Origin of the sequence: Bradyrhizobium sp. AUGA SZCCT0176 (assembly GCF_018130145.1) — a bacterium.
In the GTDB taxonomy this organism is placed as follows: Bacteria; Pseudomonadota; Alphaproteobacteria; order Rhizobiales; family Xanthobacteraceae; genus Bradyrhizobium.
In genome coordinates this window covers 15,645-30,136 of sequence record NZ_JAFCMB010000030.1, presented here as the reverse complement: position 1 = coordinate 30,136, position 14,492 = coordinate 15,645, and the positions used below count along the sequence as shown (strand labels likewise).

Below are 14,492 nucleotides of genomic sequence, written 5' to 3'. Positions count from 1 at the left end.
ATCACTTGAACCGGTATCTGGAACTGGCGGCGCACCTCTGCTAGCGGAGGAGGACCCCATACTTGAGAGAAAATCGACATGCCCGACGCCATTCGGCCCCTGATCGCCGGCAACTGGAAAATGAACGGCCTCAAGTCTTCCCTGGTCGAATTTGAGGCAATGCGCGAAGGTGCCGCAGCGGTGGCCGCCAAGGCCGACCTGCTGGTCTGCCCGCCGGCCTCCCTGATCGCCACCTTGGCCGACAAGGCAAAGGGCTCAAAACTCGCCGTCGGCGCCCAGGATTGCCACCCGAAGGCGTCGGGCGCCCATACCGGCGACCTTTCGGCTGAAATGCTGGCCGATGCCGGAGCCAGCGCCATCATTGTCGGCCATTCCGAGCGACGTGCCGACCATGGCGAGACCGATGCCCTGGTCCGGCAGAAGGCGGAAGCCGCCTGGCGGGCGGGGCTGACCGCCATCGTCTGCATCGGCGAGACCCAGGCCCAGCGCGACGCCGGGCAGACGCTGGACGTCTGCGGTGGCCAGCTCAAAGGCTCGCTGCCGGACGGATCGACGTCAGCCAATCTGGTGGTGGCCTATGAGCCGGTCTGGGCGATCGGCACCGGGCTGACCCCGACGGCAAAAGATGTCGAGCAAGTTCATGCGTTTATCCGGGGTGTTCTCACCGACCGATTTAAGGCCGAGGGCGGCAAGATCCGGATTCTCTATGGCGGTTCGGTCAAGCCATCCAATGCGGCCGAACTAATGGCGGTCGCCAACGTCAACGGCGCTCTGGTCGGCGGCGCCAGTTTGAAGGCGGCGGACTTTTTGGCGATCGCTGCGGGGTGTTGAGCTCAGCTTGGCGCGGCGTCGTTTAGCCGCTTCCAGTAGAACATCGTGCCGGTCATGCCGCCGAGGGGTTTGTACGCGTAGTCCGGAATGATCCCGGCCAATTTGAAGCCGACGCGCTCGTATAATCCGGCAGCGCCTTCGTCGTCGGCGGTGTCGAGCACCAGCAGCCAGCGTCCGTGATCGATCGCCACGCGTTCGGCGGCGTACAGCAGCGCCTTCGCGACGCCGCGGCCGCGATGGCTGACGCGCGTCATCATCTTGATGATCTCCGCCCGGTGCGGCTGGTTGAGCGCAAGGTCCAGCACCAGCGTTACCGTTCCGACCAACTGATCGCCGTCGAAGGCGCCCAGCACGATCCGTTCTCCGCGCGCTGCCGCGGCCAGCGATTTCTCCCAGAAAGCATTTGCGACCTCCTGATGCAGCGGATGCATGAAGCTGACCGAACCGCCATGGGCCACCGCTTCGATCAGGATCTCGCTGAGGCTCGCGCGAATATCGGGCGACGGGCTCAAGGGTTTGATTTCGATATCAGGCATCTCGTTCAGCCTCGTTTCCTGGCCGCACGGGCCTCTTTGATCTCTGCAATCCGCTCGACATCCTCGATCTGGAGATGTCGGCCGCGTTCGAGAATTTCCAACGTGTACTCTTCATAAGTGAGCCCGAGCCGTTCGGCCTTCTGAATGCGAAAGGCGACGATGCCGGGTGAGGTGTTGTGCCAGGCCCTGCGGTGCGCAGCCTTCCAGTAGAAGTAATTTCCGATTCCCCCATCACCCCATTCCGGCCGGTGCGCATCCTCGAGTGGTGGGCCGCCATTATGGCCGGCCGCAATATCGTTGTCGGGGAGCGCCTGTTCGATCGCGAAGCTTTTGAGAACTGCCTTCGACATCGTTGCTAGCTCCGGGCCAGCGCCACGACATAGGTGCAGGGTGAGGCGCTCTCATTGGCGAAGGTCGTCTCCGCGGGGGGGCCGAAGCCGAGGCAATCGCCGGCGCCAAGAAGATACCGTTCGCCGGCCTCGATAATCACGAGTGCGCCTGCCTGTACCCAGACCACCTGACGGATATGCGCATAGGACGAAGCCGGCAGCGTCACGCGCTGTCGTGCCGGCAATTCGACCCTGATGACTTCGAGCGGATGATCGGGGCGATTGAATAGCTGTGTGCGCAGATAGCCGGTCTCGGGATCGCGCCAGACCGGCTGTTCGCTGGCACGCGAAAGGCGCTCGCCCTGGCCCTCGGCGCGCAACATCAGGCCGGCCAGCGTGAGGTCGAAGGCGCTTGCGAGCCGGACCAGCACCACCGCGGTCGGGCTGACTTCGGCGCGCTCGATCTTGCTGATGGTCGCCTTTGAGACCCCCGATCGTTCGGCGAGATCGGCCAGCGACCAGCCGCGGCTGTCGCGCTCGAGACGCAGGCGCTGCGCCAGCCGGTTGCTGAGATCGTCTACTATAGTATCCATATGTCTATTATAAGAGAAAAGAGCTGGCGTTCGCAAGTAGGAAATGTCGCGACTTCGTGCGGCTTCGCGGCTTGTTGGAAAGCCTGCGGCAATTATCTCCGGAGCAGCTGTTGGGGGTGACAATGCCCCGTCCGATCGTGTAACACCGCGCAACTTCAGGAAAACCCGCAAGCTCAATAGTGCAGCCGAAGCCCGGCGCTCATCGCTTGTGACGGAAGGTTAGAAATGCAGGCCGTCGTTATTGTCGTTCACCTCATGATCGTCGCCGTGCTGATCGGCGCGGTATTGCTGCAGAAATCCGAAGGCGGCGGCCTTGGCATGGGCGGCGGCGCCGGCTTCATGTCGAGCCGCGGAACCTCCAATCTGTTGACGCGGATGACCGCGATTTTGGCGGCAGGCTTCTTTGTCACCAGCCTGTATTTGGCCTGGTCCGCGGGCCTCGATCGCAAGCCAAGCTCGATTCTCACGGGCCCCGCGACGCCGTCCCAGCCCGGAGGGGCGCCGATCGCGCCGCCGACCAGCGGCGGCGTTCTGGATACGCTGAAGAAGGTCGATGAACAGCAGAGCCCGCCGGCGCCATCGGGCCCGCAAGCTCCGCGTTCGCAATAAAGCAGGGTGGCTATGCAGGACGGCGACTACCGTCCTGCATCAGAACTTCCCATCAATGCTCTGATATCGCTTTAAATTTCACGTCACCCACAGCCCGGCAAAATGTTCGCTCTGGCGAGCGATTCGTTTTGGCGAATCGGAGCAGTGGCCTTAAAGGTTGAGTCCCATGGCGCGGTACATATTCATCACCGGCGGCGTGGTTTCTTCGCTCGGCAAAGGTCTGGCTTCAGCGGCACTCGGTGCGCTGTTGCAGGCCCGCGGGTACAAGGTCCGTCTCCGCAAACTCGACCCCTATCTCAACCTCGATCCCGGAACGATGTCGCCGTATCAGCACGGCGAAGTGTTCGTGACCGACGACGGCGCCGAGACCGATCTCGATCTCGGCCATTACGAGCGCTTCACGGGGCGTCCGGCCACCAAGGCCGACAACATCACCACCGGGCGCATCTATCAGGACATCATCACCAAGGAACGCCGCGGCGATTATCTCGGTGCGACGATCCAGGTGGTGCCGCACGTCACCAACGCGATCAAGGAATTCGTCCTCTCCGGCAACGACGAATATGATTTCGTGCTGGTCGAGATCGGCGGCACCGTCGGCGATATCGAGGGGTTGCCGTTCTTTGAAGCCATCCGTCAGCTCAAGAACGAATTGCCGCGCGAGCACGCGGTTTACATTCACCTGACGCTGCTGCCGTTCATCCCGAGCGCCGGCGAGTTGAAGACCAAACCGACGCAGCACTCGGTCAAGGAGTTGCGTTCGATCGGCATCCAGCCGGATATCCTGCTGTGCCGCACCGACCGCGAGATTCCGAAGGAAGAGCGGCGCAAGCTCGGCCTGTTCTGCAACGTGCGCGAAAGCGCTGTTATCGAGGCGAGGGACGTCGACAACATCTACGCGGTGCCGCAAGCCTACCACGAGGCCGGCCTCGACGACGAAGTGCTGGCCGCGTTCGGCATCGCGCCGAAGATCCCGCCCGCGATGCAAAGCTGGAACGACATCAACGAGCGGGTGCGCAACCCCGAAGGCGCGGTCACCATCGCCATCGTCGGCAAATACACCGGCATGAAGGATGCGTATAAATCGCTGATCGAGGCGCTGTCGCATGGCGGCATCGCCAACAAGGTGAAGGTCAATCTCGACTGGATCGAGAGCGAGGTGTTCGAGCACGAGGATCCGGCGCCGTTCCTCGAACACGTCAACGGCATCCTGGTGCCCGGCGGCTTCGGCCAACGCGGCGCCGAAGGCAAGATCCGCGCGGCGCAGTTCGCGCGTGTCCGCCGCGTGCCGTATTTCGGTATCTGCTTCGGCATGCAGATGGCCGTCATCGAAGCCGCGCGCAATCTCGTCGGCATCGAGGACGCCAATTCCACCGAGTTCGGTCCGACCAGGGAGCCGCTGGTCGGCCTGATGACGGAATGGTTGCGCGGCAATGAGCTCGAGAAGCGCACGAAGTCCGGCGATCTCGGCGGCACCATGCGGCTGGGCGCCTATCCGGCGGCGCTGAATCGCGGCAGCCGGGTGTCGGCGGTCTATGGCGGCGCCACCGAGATTTCGGAACGCCACCGTCATCGCTACGAGGTCAACACCGCCTACAAGGACCGCCTCGAACAGCACGGCCTGCGCTTCTCGGGCCTGTCGCCCGACGGCGTGCTGCCGGAGATCGTCGAATATGAGGACCATCCCTGGTTCATCGGCGTGCAATTCCACCCCGAACTGAAATCGCGCCCGTTCGAGCCGCATCCCTTGTTCGCTTCGTTCATTCAGGCCGCGGTGGTGCAGAGCCGGTTGGTCTAAGCCTGCACCGGAATCGTAGGGTGGGCAAAGCGCAGCGTGCCCACCATCTCACCGCCTATTTAGACAGAATGGTGGGCACGCGGAGCCTGTCATCGGGCGCGCATTTCGCGCGACCCGGTGGCTTTGCCCACCCTACAGCTGCTCGCTTCGCCTTTGACGAACGCGCCAATTGTTGCGACAAACCGCTTCCGTTACCTGCAAGAACAACAATCAGGGAGTGCCTCCGATGATTATGGAAATGCGTGTCTACCGCTGTCTGCCTGGCCGTCTGCCGGCGCTGATGAAGCGCTTCGATACGCTGACGCTGAAATTGTGGGACAAGCACGGCATCAAGCAGGCCGGTTTCTACACCACGCTGATCGGGACCTCGAACCAGGAACTGACCTATTTCGTCGCGTGGGACTCGCTCGCGGACCGCGAAAAGAAATGGACGGCATTTCAGTCCGATCCCGATTGGATCGCCGGCCGCGCCAAGAGCGAAGAGGACGGCCAGATCATCGACAACATCGTCAGCCAGTTGCTGGTGCCGACGGCGTTCTCCTCGGTGAAGTAACCAGCGGCGCAACCCTGACATTCCGGGGTTAAAACGGGTTGATCCTGATGGCGCGGACCGGCATGGTCCACGTCAGGCAAGAAGGAAATGCCCTTGAACGCGAACATTTCTGCTGCGCCCATTGTGACGGTAGGCCCGGTCAAATTCGGCAATGCTTTGCCGATTTCGATCATCGCCGGCCCATGCCAGCTCGAAAGCCGCAGCCATGCCCTTGAAGTGGCGAGCGCGCTGAAGGAGATCGCAGGGCGCCTCGGAATCGGACTCGTCTACAAGACCTCGTTCGACAAGGCCAACCGCACCAGCGTCTCCGCTGCGAGAGGCATTGGCCTCGCGCAAGCTTTGCCGATCTTCGCCGAGATACGCGCTTCGGTTGGACTGCCCGTGCTCACCGACGTGCACGAGTCCGCGCAATGCGCCGAGGTGGCGCAGGCGGTGGACGTGCTGCAGATCCCGGCTTACCTGTGCCGGCAGACCGATCTGCTGCTGGCGGCGGCTGCGACCGGCAAGGTCGTCAACGTCAAGAAGGGGCAATTCCTGGCGCCGGGGGACATGGCGAACGTCGTCAGCAAGATCACTGCCGGCGGCAATCCGAACGTGCTGGTCACCGAGCGCGGCGCTTCCTTTGGTTACAATACGCTGGTGTCGGATATGCGCGCGCTGCCGATTATGGCCCGCACGACAGGCGCGCCCGTCATCTTCGATGCCACCCATTCGGTGCAGCAGCCGGGCGGCATGGGCGCCTCATCGGGCGGAGAGCGCGAATTTGTCCCAGCCCTGGCGCGCGCCGCGGTCGCAGTCGGCGTTGCCGGTGTCTTCATCGAGACCCATCCCGATCCCGACAACGCACCGTGCGATGGACCCAACATGGTGCCGCTGCGCGAGTTCGAAGCGCTGGTGAAGACCCTGATGGGGTTCGATGCGCTCGCCAAAAACCTAACTGCCAACAGCACGGCGCGCTGATGGCGCGGGCCGAGCCGTGACCGCAGCAACCAACCGCCTGCCGCCGGCCCTCAACATCATCGCACTCGCGACCTTTGCCGCCAGCCTGTCGGCCCGCGCGCTCGATCCTGTCTTGCCGCACGTCGCCGAGGATTTCAGCGTCAGCATCGCGGCCGCCGCCGGCTTTGCCGCGGTGTTCGCGTTCACCTTCGCAATCATCCAGCCCGTGCTCGGCGCCACTGCCGACATGTTCGGCAAGGCAAGGCTGATGATCGTCTGCCTGGTGCTGCTCGGCGTTGCCAACATCCTGGGCGCGATGGCGACGTCGTTCCCGGAATTGTTTGCAACGCGCATTCTCGCCGGCATCGGCTCGGGCGGGGTGTTTCCGATCGCGCTCGGCCTGACCAGCGATCTCGTCGGGCCCGAGAAGCGCCAGCTCGCGATCGGCCGCACGCTGATGGGCTCGATGTCCGGAAACCTGCTCGGGGCCTCGTTCTCCGGATTGATCGGCGATTTCATGGGCTGGCGCGGCGTGCTGGCGATCCTCGGCGCGCTGGTCGTGCTGGCGGCGATTGCGGTGGCCGCCGGATTTCGTGGCGCCGATCTGAAGCATCCGCCGCGGACAAGCCTCTCGGCACTCGCACATGGCTACCGCACCATCTTCACCAACCCGAACGCGCGCATCTGCTATTCGGCTGTGTTCATCGAAGGCTGCTGCGTGCTCGGCCTGTTTCCCTTCATCGCCGCTTTCCTGTTCGAACTCGGCGAGACCTCGCTCTCGATCGCCGGCATCGTGATCGCCGGCTTTGCGGTCGGTGGCCTGTTCTACACCATGACGATTTCGCGTTTCCTGCCCCGGATCGGCGTCAAGGGCATGATGCTCGCCGGTGCGACGCTGGTCGCGGTGCAACTCGTTGCGGTCGCGATGGGACCGCAATGGAAACTTCAGGCCTTGAGCTTGCTGTTCATGGGCTGGGGCTTTTACATGATCCACGGCTGCCTGCAGGTATTTGCCAGCGAGCTGTCGGTGGAAGCGCGAGCGACCGCGCTGTCGCTGCATTCGTTCTTCTTTTTCATGGGCCAGACGCTCGGCCCCATCGCCTACGGCTTCGGCATCCAGCACGCTGGCAAGGTTCCGACCTTGCTCACCGCCGCGGCCATCATGGTCGCGCTCGGAATTGTCTGCGCGCGGCTGTTGAAGCAGACCCGGCCGGCGGATGCGCGGCCGGGCTAGCTTCGTATCGAGCCCTCGCTATTCCATCTTGATTCCCGCGTCAGTGATCACCTTGCGCCAGCGCGCGATCTCTTCAGTGACGAAGCCACGGAATTCCTCCGGGCTGCTGCCCATCGGAACGATGCCCTGTTCGACCAGTTTTGCCTGCAATGCGGGGTCGGCGAGCGCCTTCTTGGCCTCGGCGGAGACGCGGTCGACGATCTCCTTCGGCGTGCCCGCCGGTGCGATGATTCCGGCCCAGGTGCCGGACACGAAATCCGGCACGCCCTGTTCCGCCATCGTCGGCACGTCGGGCGCCGCCGGAATGCGCTCTTTCGCGGTGACGACGATCGCCTTGGCGTTCCCGGAGCGCACCTGCGGCATCAGCGGACCAACGATGTCGAACATCACGTTGATTTGCCCGCCGACGGTATCCTGCAATGCGCCGGCCGTGCCCTTGTAGGGAATGTGCTGCATTTTGATGCCGGTGCGGCTCATGAACATCTCCATGGTGAGATGTGCCGCAGCGCCGATGCCGCTCGACGCAAAATTGAGCTCGCCCGGCTTGGCCTTCGCGAGCGCGATCAGCTCCTTCAAATTGTTCGCCGGCACCGAGGGATGCGCAATCATGATCAGCGGTGCGACGCTCATCAGCGAGACGTAGTTGAAGTCCTTCAGCGTGTCGTAGGGCAGCTTTGGATTGAGCGTGGCGTTTGCCGCATGCGCCGCGATCACGGTGCCGAACGTGTAGCCGTCGGGCGCGGCCTTGGCGACGACGTCGGTGCCGATGATGGCGTTGGCGCCTGGCTTGTTCTCGAAGACGATGGGCTGGCCGAGCGCCTCGGAGATTTTTTGCCCGACGAGGCGGGCCATCAGATCGGTGTAGCCGCCCGGCGTGTAGGGGACGACCATGCGGATCGACCGGTTCGGCCAGCCTTGTGCCCAGGCGCCGCCTGCGCAGCTCAGCAGAAGCGCGAACGCTGCAAGAGCGCGGAATAGATATTTCATGATGTCGTTTCCTCAACAGCGCCAGCGTCTGAGATGCGCGGCGCTTCCTGCGGGCAGGCTACATCATATGGACGTGAGTGAGATAGGTGCCGAGGCAACGTCTCTTGTTGCACAAGGTGCATGGCTTGCTGTCTGACTTGAGCGTGCAATGCACGCCGGAGTGCACGTGCGACGGCTCAGGATCAATTGGTTCATGCCCTGGCTGTGACGCCTCGCGTTATTTTCCCATCGCCTCCGCCAGCAAGGCCTGCGCCTGCCTGGTCGCTTCGGCAAATGACGGCTGCTGCGGCGCGCGCTCGGTAAAGCATTTCTTGTAGGCGTCTTCGCCCTTTTGCCTGAGATCGCCGAGCTTGTCGTAGGCTTTCCTGTCGATCCGCTTGGACTGCAGATCGTCGGCAGCCTTGTCGGCCTTCTTGTCGTAATCAGCCTTGATCGCAAGGCAGGCCGGGACCTCCACCTTGGGCTTGATCGATCCATAGGCGACGTAGACCTTGCCGTCGGCAAGCGCTGAAACGAACACCTCGTCTGCGGCCTCAGGGACGGCGTCCTGGGTTCGCCCGCCCAGCATCGCAAAGGCTGACGTGGCGGAGGCGGGTTTGGCGATCGGCAATTCGTTGAAGTTCACGACCGCCGCATCGGTCGAGATCGCCTGGGTGTAGAAGCTTTCGTCCTTGAGCGCGGCGCCGATCTGTTGCGGCACGTTCTTGAGTTTCTTGCCCCACCAATCCTTGTGCGCGCGCAGCCAGCGCTCGAACATCGATTGCGTCGTCACGATGATATGGGATTTCGGCTCGACATATTGGCCGTCGCGGCCATTCTGGCCGGCCTTCTCGCCGTTGTCGCCCAACTCGGAGTCGAAGCGCACGCCGTCGAGCAGGCCAAAGCCCATGTCGCCCTTGGACAAGGCATCGAGATTAAGCTTGGCCGTTCCAAATCCCTTGCGACCGGATTCGGCGACAATCGGCGCGAGCTTCGCCAGCAGATCAGCGCGCAGCGTTTCCGCAGCCTTGAAGGCCTCGTCGTCCTTCTTGTCCGCGTACAATTTCGTGATTTTCGCGATCGCGGCGTCGCGGGCCGCGATGTAGCGGTCCTCGGGCGAGGGCTGTGCCGCTGAGGCATTCGAAAGCATCAGAACGACGCACGGCGCGGCGGCAAGTCGGATGAAGGCGGCGAGGGGCTTTTGCATGGGCGGTTGTCGGGATAATCAGCCGTTAGGTTCAACCCCGGCCGCGATAGGGCGCGACGCCCTGGTCGGGCACCCATACGCCCTTGGGCAGCTTGCCGGTCTGCCAGAACACGTCGATCGGGATGCCGCCGCGCGGATACCAGTAGCCGCCGATGCGCAACCATTTCGGCTTGATCTCGGCTGCGATGCGTTTGCCGATCGAGACCGTGCAATCCTCATGGAACGCGCCGTGATTGCGAAAACTCGCGACATAGAGTTTTAGCGATTTGGATTCCAAGAGCCATTGGCCCGGCACGTAATCGATCATCAGATGGGCGAAATCCGGCTGTCCAGTGACAGGGCAGAGCGAAGTGAATTCGGGCGCCGTGAACCGCACCAGATAATTGGTGTCCTTTTGCGGATTGGGCACGCGGTCCAGCGTCGCTTTTTCCGGGCTGTCGGGCCATTCCACGGCGCGGCCGAGCTGCAGTGATTTTTTGGCCATCATGATCGTCCTGTTGCGACCGCTGACATGGACGTATCAGGCGTGGCCGTCAACCGTCAGCGCGAGGCGGGATCTGAGAGAAAGCGCACCAGCGCCTTTCGCTCGGCGGTATCCTCGATCCCGCGCATCGACATCCACAGCCCCGGAAACATCTCGGCGGGATCGGCCAGGAAGCTTTCCAGACGCGGCATGTCCCAGCGCAAGCCATCATCGCGCGCCTTGCGCAGCACCGGCGAATAGTCGAACGCCGGATCGCCGGCGACCACACGTCCGGCCACGCCGGCAAGATTGGGGCCGGGCAGGCCGCGCTCAGTGGGATCAAGGCTGTGGCAGGCCCGGCATGGCGCGAACAGCCGCGCGCCGTTTTCGTCCGCCGAGGCGGGGGCAGCAGCCAGCATCGGCAGCAGCAACAGGAATGCGTACCATTTCACGCAGGCGCGACCGTCTGGATCACGACCAGGCGGTTATTGCCGGACTCGCCGCCCCAGGTTTCGCCGGGCTTGCCGTCGAGCTGTCGCACATTCGCGCCGGTCTTGTCGCTCGGGAACGCGTTGAACTTCTCGGTCACGGGATCGAAGCGCACGATCGCATTGGCGCCGAAATCGGTGAGCCAGACCTTGTCCTTGTCGTCGACATAGACCGCATAGGTGCGCGGATTGTCGCCGGGCAGCTTCCAGGCCTTCCAGGAGCCATCAGAAGGATCGTGCATCGACACGTTGCCGCTGTTCCATTCGCTGACCCAGATCCGGCCCTTCGAATCCGACCACACCCGGCGCGCGCCCTGATTGGGCGTCGGCGGGTCCACCACGCTGGCATTGCCGGTCGCCGGATCGATCTTCGCGATGTGATTGCCGGCGAGCGAGGCGTACCAGATGTCGCCCTTCGGTGTGATGGTCATGCCGTAAGTGCCGCGGCCGCGCGGCGACTTGAAGACCGTCATGTCGCCCGATTTCGGGTCGAGCCGGCCATAGATGCCGGACTGGCCGGTGAACCAGTAGATGCCCTTCTTGTCGAACACGGCGGTGTTGAGGTTGGCGTAGGCCTCGTTCTCGGGCAGGCGAAACAGCGTCACCTTGTGATCGCCGGGATCCACGCGGGCGATCGCGTTCTGCCCGCCTTCGGTGACCCAGGGCGCGCCATCGGGGCCGATGATGACGCCATGGGGAGCGGCGCCCTTGCCGAGGTCGACCAGCTTGTACGACCCGTCGCGCGGATCGAGCCGCCCCAGCGTGCCGTTGCGCTGGCCGCAGAACCACATCGTGCCATCGGGCGCCGGCGTGACGTCGCGCGAGCCCATGCCGGCGGCGACCGGATAATATTTGACCCGGAACGGGCTCTCCTGGGCATCCGCAAAGCGCGCAAGCGCAGGCGTGGCTAAAATTCCGGCAGCGGAAGTCTTGAGAAACTGGCGGCGATTCATTGCGTTACCCCGGTTCTTGAACGAGAAGGTTTGGACGCGAAGATCAACCTCGAAACAGCATAGTCTTACCACATTGCCCCGTCAGGCGAACACGCAGACTAAGCGTTCACATTTGCTTGCGCGCCGTGTAAGACGCGCCCAAATCCAGCCCCGGAACCATCCAGGAAAGTGCAAGACATGACCGCCATCATCGACATCATCGGCCGCGAAATCCTCGATAGCCGTGGCAATCCCACCGTTGAGGTCGATGTGGTGCTGGAAGACGGCTCGATCGGCCGTGCCGCGGTGCCCTCAGGCGCCTCCACCGGCGCTCATGAGGCGGTGGAACTGCGGGACGGCGACAAGAAGCGCTATCTCGGCAAGGGTGTGCAGAAGGCGGTCGAGGCCATCAACGGCGAAATCTTCGAGGCGCTTGCCGACCGTCCGGTCGAGGAACAGGTCCAGATCGACCAGATCATGATCGATCTCGACGGCACGCCCAACAAGAGCCGGCTGGGTGCCAACGCCATCCTCGGCGTTTCCCTGGCCTGCGCCAAGGCGGCCGCGGAATCCTTCGACATGCCGCTCTATCGCTATGTCGGCGGCACCTCGGCGCGCACTCTGCCGGTGCCGATGATGAACATCATCAATGGCGGCGTGCACGCCGACAACCCGATCGACTTCCAGGAATTCATGATCCTGCCGGTGGGTGCGGCGAGTTTCGCCGAGGCGCTGCGCTGCGGCGCTGAAATCTTCCACACGCTGAAGGGCGAACTGAAGAAGGCCGGCCACAACACCAATGTCGGTGACGAGGGCGGTTTCGCGCCCAACCTGCCGTCGGCGGATGCCGCGCTCGAATTCATCGTCAGCGCGATCGGCAAGGCCGGCTACAGCGCGGGCAGCGACGTCATGCTCGGCCTCGATTGCGCCGCGACCGAGTTCTTCAAGGACGGCAATTACGTCTATGGCGGCGAGAACAAGACCCGTTCGCGCTCCGAACAGGCGAAGTATCTCGCCGACCTCGTCGCGCGCTACCCGATCGTCACTATCGAGGACGGCATGTCGGAGGACGACATGGACGGCTGGAAGGAATTGACCGACCTCGTCGGCAAGAAGTGCCAGCTGGTCGGCGACGATCTGTTTGTCACCAACGTCACAAGGCTCGCCGATGGCATCAAGAACGGCCGCGCCAACTCGATCCTGATCAAGGTCAACCAGATCGGCACGCTGACCGAGACGCTCGCCGCCGTCGAACTTGCTCACAAATACGGCTACACCTCTGTCATGTCGCACCGTTCCGGCGAGACCGAGGATTCCACCATCGCCGACCTCGCGGTCGCCACCAATTGCGGCCAGATCAAAACCGGATCCTTGGCGCGCTCCGACCGCACCGCCAAGTACAACCAGTTGCTGCGCATCGAGCAGCAACTCGGCGCGCAGGCGAAATACGCGGGGCGGGCAGCGCTGAAGGCGCTGGCGTAAAGCTAGCGCGCTGCGGCAAGCCGGCTGGCCGGCTTGCTGCTCGGCGGTTTCGCGGCGACCTGGCGCTTCGCTGTGCCGGACTTGGCTTGAACGATTTTCTGCCGCTTCTTCACATTGGCGGCCGCTACCTTCGTTCCGCCGCGGCGGGACGCATATTCCGGGCCGTCGATCGGGCCGACATGCGGTGGGTCGAAGGCGAGATACGGTCGGCCGATCCCGAACTGTTTGCCGTTCGCATCGACCCATTTCCACAGCGTTTCGGTTGACGCCCATCGCTGCGCGCGATTGACGCCATTGACGCTTACGATATCGGCGGCAAGCCCGCGGCCATAGCCGCCGCGGAGACTGCCGCCGTGAAACGACCGGTTGGCTGCCGCCTTCAGGCCGCTTGCGATCGATTGACGGTAGTCGTCGCGGAAGGCGCTGGTGATACCGGGTTTCAGTCCGGCGGCCTCGGCGGCGTAAAGCGTATGAAACAGCTTCGTCTTGAAGCTGCGATCCATGCCGCCGATCACGTAGTCCATCATCGGCATGCCGACTCGTTCCGCCGCCTTGGGATCCTTCCAGGTGAAATCGTTGTCGACGAGCTTGGTAAAGCTTCTGGTGACAGTCACCAGTTTGCCCTTCCTCTTGATCGTCACTTTCCTGAGCTCACGCTCCTTGGTGGTGTCCTCCTTGGGCGTCCGCTGGTAAAGCGCCCACAGAAATTGGTCGATGCAGGCCTCTGCCACCTGGCATTCGCCGACAAGCTCGACGCGGCCGGGCGTTGTTGCGGCGGCGGCCGTGCCTGCGGTTGGCGCCGGGATGGTCGGGATTTCCAGCGACAGAATTTCCGCCGGATCGCTCAGCGCGGCCACGACGATGGTTTGCTGCTTGTCCGGGGCGGCTGTGGCTGCGACGGCCACTTCCGGGTTGGCCGTGCTTGCGGTTGGCCCCTGGACGGTCGGGACTACCGGCGGCAGAATTTCCGCCGGATCGCTCAGCGCGGCTACGACGATGGTTTGCTGCTTGTCCGGGGCGGCTGTGGCGGCGACGGCCACTTCCGGATTAGCTGTGCTTGCGGTTGACCCCTGGACGGTTGGGGCTATCGGCGACAGAATTTCCGCGGGATCGCCCAGCGCCGCTACGACGATGGTTTGCTTCTTCTCCGGGGCAACTGGGGCGTCGATCGCCACCTCCGCCAGAAGTTCGGCGGCCTTTGCCACGTCAGCACTCTTGATGATCGGATTGCCTGTCGTAACGGCTGGATGGCCCATCGCGGATGCCCGCGGTGCGGCCACCAGGGCGGCGTTGGCGGCAAGAGATGGCGCGAGGCGGTCCACAACGCGCACCGCGTTGACCTTCTCGGTGCCGGTCAAACCGACGACGGCAAACCACACCACAAGTCCGCCCGTGAAAACGAGCGTGGGCCACATTTCGGTGGCAAGCCGACGCGGGTTCATGATTCCAGCCTCCAAGGCTCGAGTCAGTTCACAGCTAAGCACGCGACACCGCTAATGTTTCGGCTCACAATGTGGGCGTGCAAGGGCGGA

16 protein-coding genes are annotated in these 14,492 nt (G+C 63.4%); 7 read left to right on the top strand and 9 right to left on the bottom strand.

The genetic code is table 11. From position 1 onward, the window contains the following. The first annotated feature begins 78 nt into the window (after window positions 1–78). Window positions 79–831: a triose-phosphate isomerase gene (gene tpiA, locus JQ600_RS34300; RefSeq protein WP_212392247.1), complete on the top strand. Its 753-nt coding sequence runs from the start codon at window positions 79–81 to the stop codon at window positions 829–831. Window positions 832–833: 2 nt separating this feature from the next. On the opposite strand, the gene JQ600_RS34295 is transcribed toward tpiA, so the two are convergent. From JQ600_RS34295 to JQ600_RS34285, 3 genes are read right to left on the bottom strand one after another with little or no spacing between them, the layout of a single operon-like run. Continuing rightward, window positions 834–1,367: a GNAT family N-acetyltransferase gene (locus tag JQ600_RS34295; protein WP_212392246.1), complete on the bottom strand. Its 534-nt coding sequence runs from the start codon at window positions 1,365–1,367 to the stop codon at window positions 834–836. A gap of 5 nt (window positions 1,368–1,372) precedes the next feature. Next, window positions 1,373–1,717, bottom strand: coding sequence for a hypothetical protein (locus JQ600_RS34290; protein WP_249136224.1), 345 nt, complete (start codon window positions 1,715–1,717; stop codon window positions 1,373–1,375). 5 nt (window positions 1,718–1,722) lie between these two features. Then, window positions 1,723–2,289: an XRE family transcriptional regulator gene (locus JQ600_RS34285; RefSeq protein WP_212392245.1), complete on the bottom strand. Its 567-nt coding sequence runs from the start codon at window positions 2,287–2,289 to the stop codon at window positions 1,723–1,725. Between the two features lie 225 nt (window positions 2,290–2,514). Between JQ600_RS34285 and secG the strand changes: the two genes are divergently transcribed. The 5 genes from secG (at window position 2,515) to JQ600_RS34260 (ending at window position 7,422) form a co-directional block, all read left to right on the top strand. After that, a complete protein-coding gene (gene secG / locus JQ600_RS34280) occupies window positions 2,515–2,898 on the top strand; it encodes a preprotein translocase subunit SecG (RefSeq protein ID WP_212038300.1) in 384 nt (127 codons plus the stop codon). A 166-nt stretch (window positions 2,899–3,064) separates the two neighbouring features. Further along, the gene (locus tag JQ600_RS34275) at window positions 3,065–4,696 is read left to right on the top strand and encodes a CTP synthase (protein ID WP_212392244.1); all 1,632 of its coding nucleotides are present in this window, start codon (window positions 3,065–3,067) and stop codon (window positions 4,694–4,696) included. Window positions 4,697–4,922: 226 nt separating this feature from the next. Then, the gene (locus tag JQ600_RS34270; RefSeq protein WP_192739554.1) at window positions 4,923–5,249 is read left to right on the top strand and encodes an NIPSNAP family protein; all 327 of its coding nucleotides are present in this window, start codon (window positions 4,923–4,925) and stop codon (window positions 5,247–5,249) included. 93 nt (window positions 5,250–5,342) lie between these two features. Next, a complete protein-coding gene (gene kdsA / locus JQ600_RS34265) occupies window positions 5,343–6,209 on the top strand; it encodes a 3-deoxy-8-phosphooctulonate synthase (protein WP_212392243.1) in 867 nt (288 codons plus the stop codon). Between the two features lie 16 nt (window positions 6,210–6,225). Beyond that, on the top strand, window positions 6,226–7,422 hold the full coding sequence (locus tag JQ600_RS34260; RefSeq protein WP_212392242.1) for an MFS transporter: 1,197 nt from the start codon (window positions 6,226–6,228) through the stop codon (window positions 7,420–7,422). A gap of 18 nt (window positions 7,423–7,440) precedes the next feature. Here JQ600_RS34260 and JQ600_RS34255 read toward each other — a convergent pair whose 3' ends face one another. The 5 genes from JQ600_RS34255 to JQ600_RS34235 all read right to left on the bottom strand — a co-directional run bounded on the left by JQ600_RS34255 (window position 7,441) and on the right by JQ600_RS34235 (window position 11,499). Then, window positions 7,441–8,409: a tripartite tricarboxylate transporter substrate binding protein gene (locus tag JQ600_RS34255; RefSeq protein ID WP_212392241.1), complete on the bottom strand. Its 969-nt coding sequence runs from the start codon at window positions 8,407–8,409 to the stop codon at window positions 7,441–7,443. A gap of 217 nt (window positions 8,410–8,626) precedes the next feature. Beyond that, the gene (locus JQ600_RS34250) at window positions 8,627–9,595 is read right to left on the bottom strand and encodes a hypothetical protein (RefSeq protein ID WP_212392240.1); all 969 of its coding nucleotides are present in this window, start codon (window positions 9,593–9,595) and stop codon (window positions 8,627–8,629) included. Between the two features lie 31 nt (window positions 9,596–9,626). Beyond that, the gene (queF, locus tag JQ600_RS34245; protein ID WP_212392239.1) at window positions 9,627–10,079 is read right to left on the bottom strand and encodes a preQ(1) synthase; all 453 of its coding nucleotides are present in this window, start codon (window positions 10,077–10,079) and stop codon (window positions 9,627–9,629) included. A 56-nt stretch (window positions 10,080–10,135) separates the two neighbouring features. Further along, a complete protein-coding gene (locus tag JQ600_RS34240; RefSeq protein WP_212392238.1) occupies window positions 10,136–10,510 on the bottom strand; it encodes a c-type cytochrome in 375 nt (124 codons plus the stop codon). Continuing rightward, a complete protein-coding gene (locus tag JQ600_RS34235; RefSeq protein WP_212392237.1) occupies window positions 10,507–11,499 on the bottom strand; it encodes a lyase in 993 nt (330 codons plus the stop codon). Before JQ600_RS34235 ends, JQ600_RS34240 begins: the two co-directional genes overlap by 4 nt. A gap of 177 nt (window positions 11,500–11,676) precedes the next feature. Between JQ600_RS34235 and eno the strand changes: the two genes are divergently transcribed. After that, window positions 11,677–12,960 (top strand): phosphopyruvate hydratase, encoded by a 1,284-nt coding sequence (gene eno, locus JQ600_RS34230; RefSeq protein WP_212392236.1) that lies wholly within the window; start codon window positions 11,677–11,679, stop codon window positions 12,958–12,960. Window positions 12,961–12,962: 2 nt separating this feature from the next. Here eno and JQ600_RS34225 read toward each other — a convergent pair whose 3' ends face one another. Further along, window positions 12,963–13,943: a hypothetical protein gene (locus JQ600_RS34225; RefSeq protein WP_409363354.1), complete on the bottom strand. Its 981-nt coding sequence runs from the start codon at window positions 13,941–13,943 to the stop codon at window positions 12,963–12,965. Between the last annotated feature and the right edge of the window lie 549 nt (window positions 13,944–14,492).

What these genes read in the sequence shown, in the direction of transcription:
- eno (WP_212392236.1), top strand. Translation starts at nt 11,677, where the DNA reads ATGACCGCCATCATCGACATCATCGGCCGCGAAATCCTCGATAGCCGT.
- JQ600_RS34275 (WP_212392244.1), top strand. Translation starts at nt 3,065, where the DNA reads ATGGCGCGGTACATATTCATCACCGGCGGCGTGGTTTCTTCGCTCGGC.
- secG (WP_212038300.1), top strand. Translation starts at nt 2,515, where the DNA reads ATGCAGGCCGTCGTTATTGTCGTTCACCTCATGATCGTCGCCGTGCTG.
- tpiA (WP_212392247.1), top strand. Translation starts at nt 79, where the DNA reads ATGCCCGACGCCATTCGGCCCCTGATCGCCGGCAACTGGAAAATGAAC.
- JQ600_RS34270 (WP_192739554.1), top strand. Translation starts at nt 4,923, where the DNA reads ATGATTATGGAAATGCGTGTCTACCGCTGTCTGCCTGGCCGTCTGCCG.
- JQ600_RS34250 (WP_212392240.1), bottom strand. Translation starts at nt 9,595, where the DNA reads ATGCAAAAGCCCCTCGCCGCCTTCATCCGACTTGCCGCCGCGCCGTGC.
- JQ600_RS34235 (WP_212392237.1), bottom strand. Translation starts at nt 11,499, where the DNA reads ATGAATCGCCGCCAGTTTCTCAAGACTTCCGCTGCCGGAATTTTAGCC.
- JQ600_RS34285 (WP_212392245.1), bottom strand. Translation starts at nt 2,289, where the DNA reads ATGGATACTATAGTAGACGATCTCAGCAACCGGCTGGCGCAGCGCCTG.
- JQ600_RS34255 (WP_212392241.1), bottom strand. Translation starts at nt 8,409, where the DNA reads ATGAAATATCTATTCCGCGCTCTTGCAGCGTTCGCGCTTCTGCTGAGC.
- JQ600_RS34295 (WP_212392246.1), bottom strand. Translation starts at nt 1,367, where the DNA reads ATGCCTGATATCGAAATCAAACCCTTGAGCCCGTCGCCCGATATTCGC.
- JQ600_RS34290 (WP_249136224.1), bottom strand. Translation starts at nt 1,717, where the DNA reads ATGTCGAAGGCAGTTCTCAAAAGCTTCGCGATCGAACAGGCGCTCCCC.
- queF (WP_212392239.1), bottom strand. Translation starts at nt 10,079, where the DNA reads ATGGCCAAAAAATCACTGCAGCTCGGCCGCGCCGTGGAATGGCCCGAC.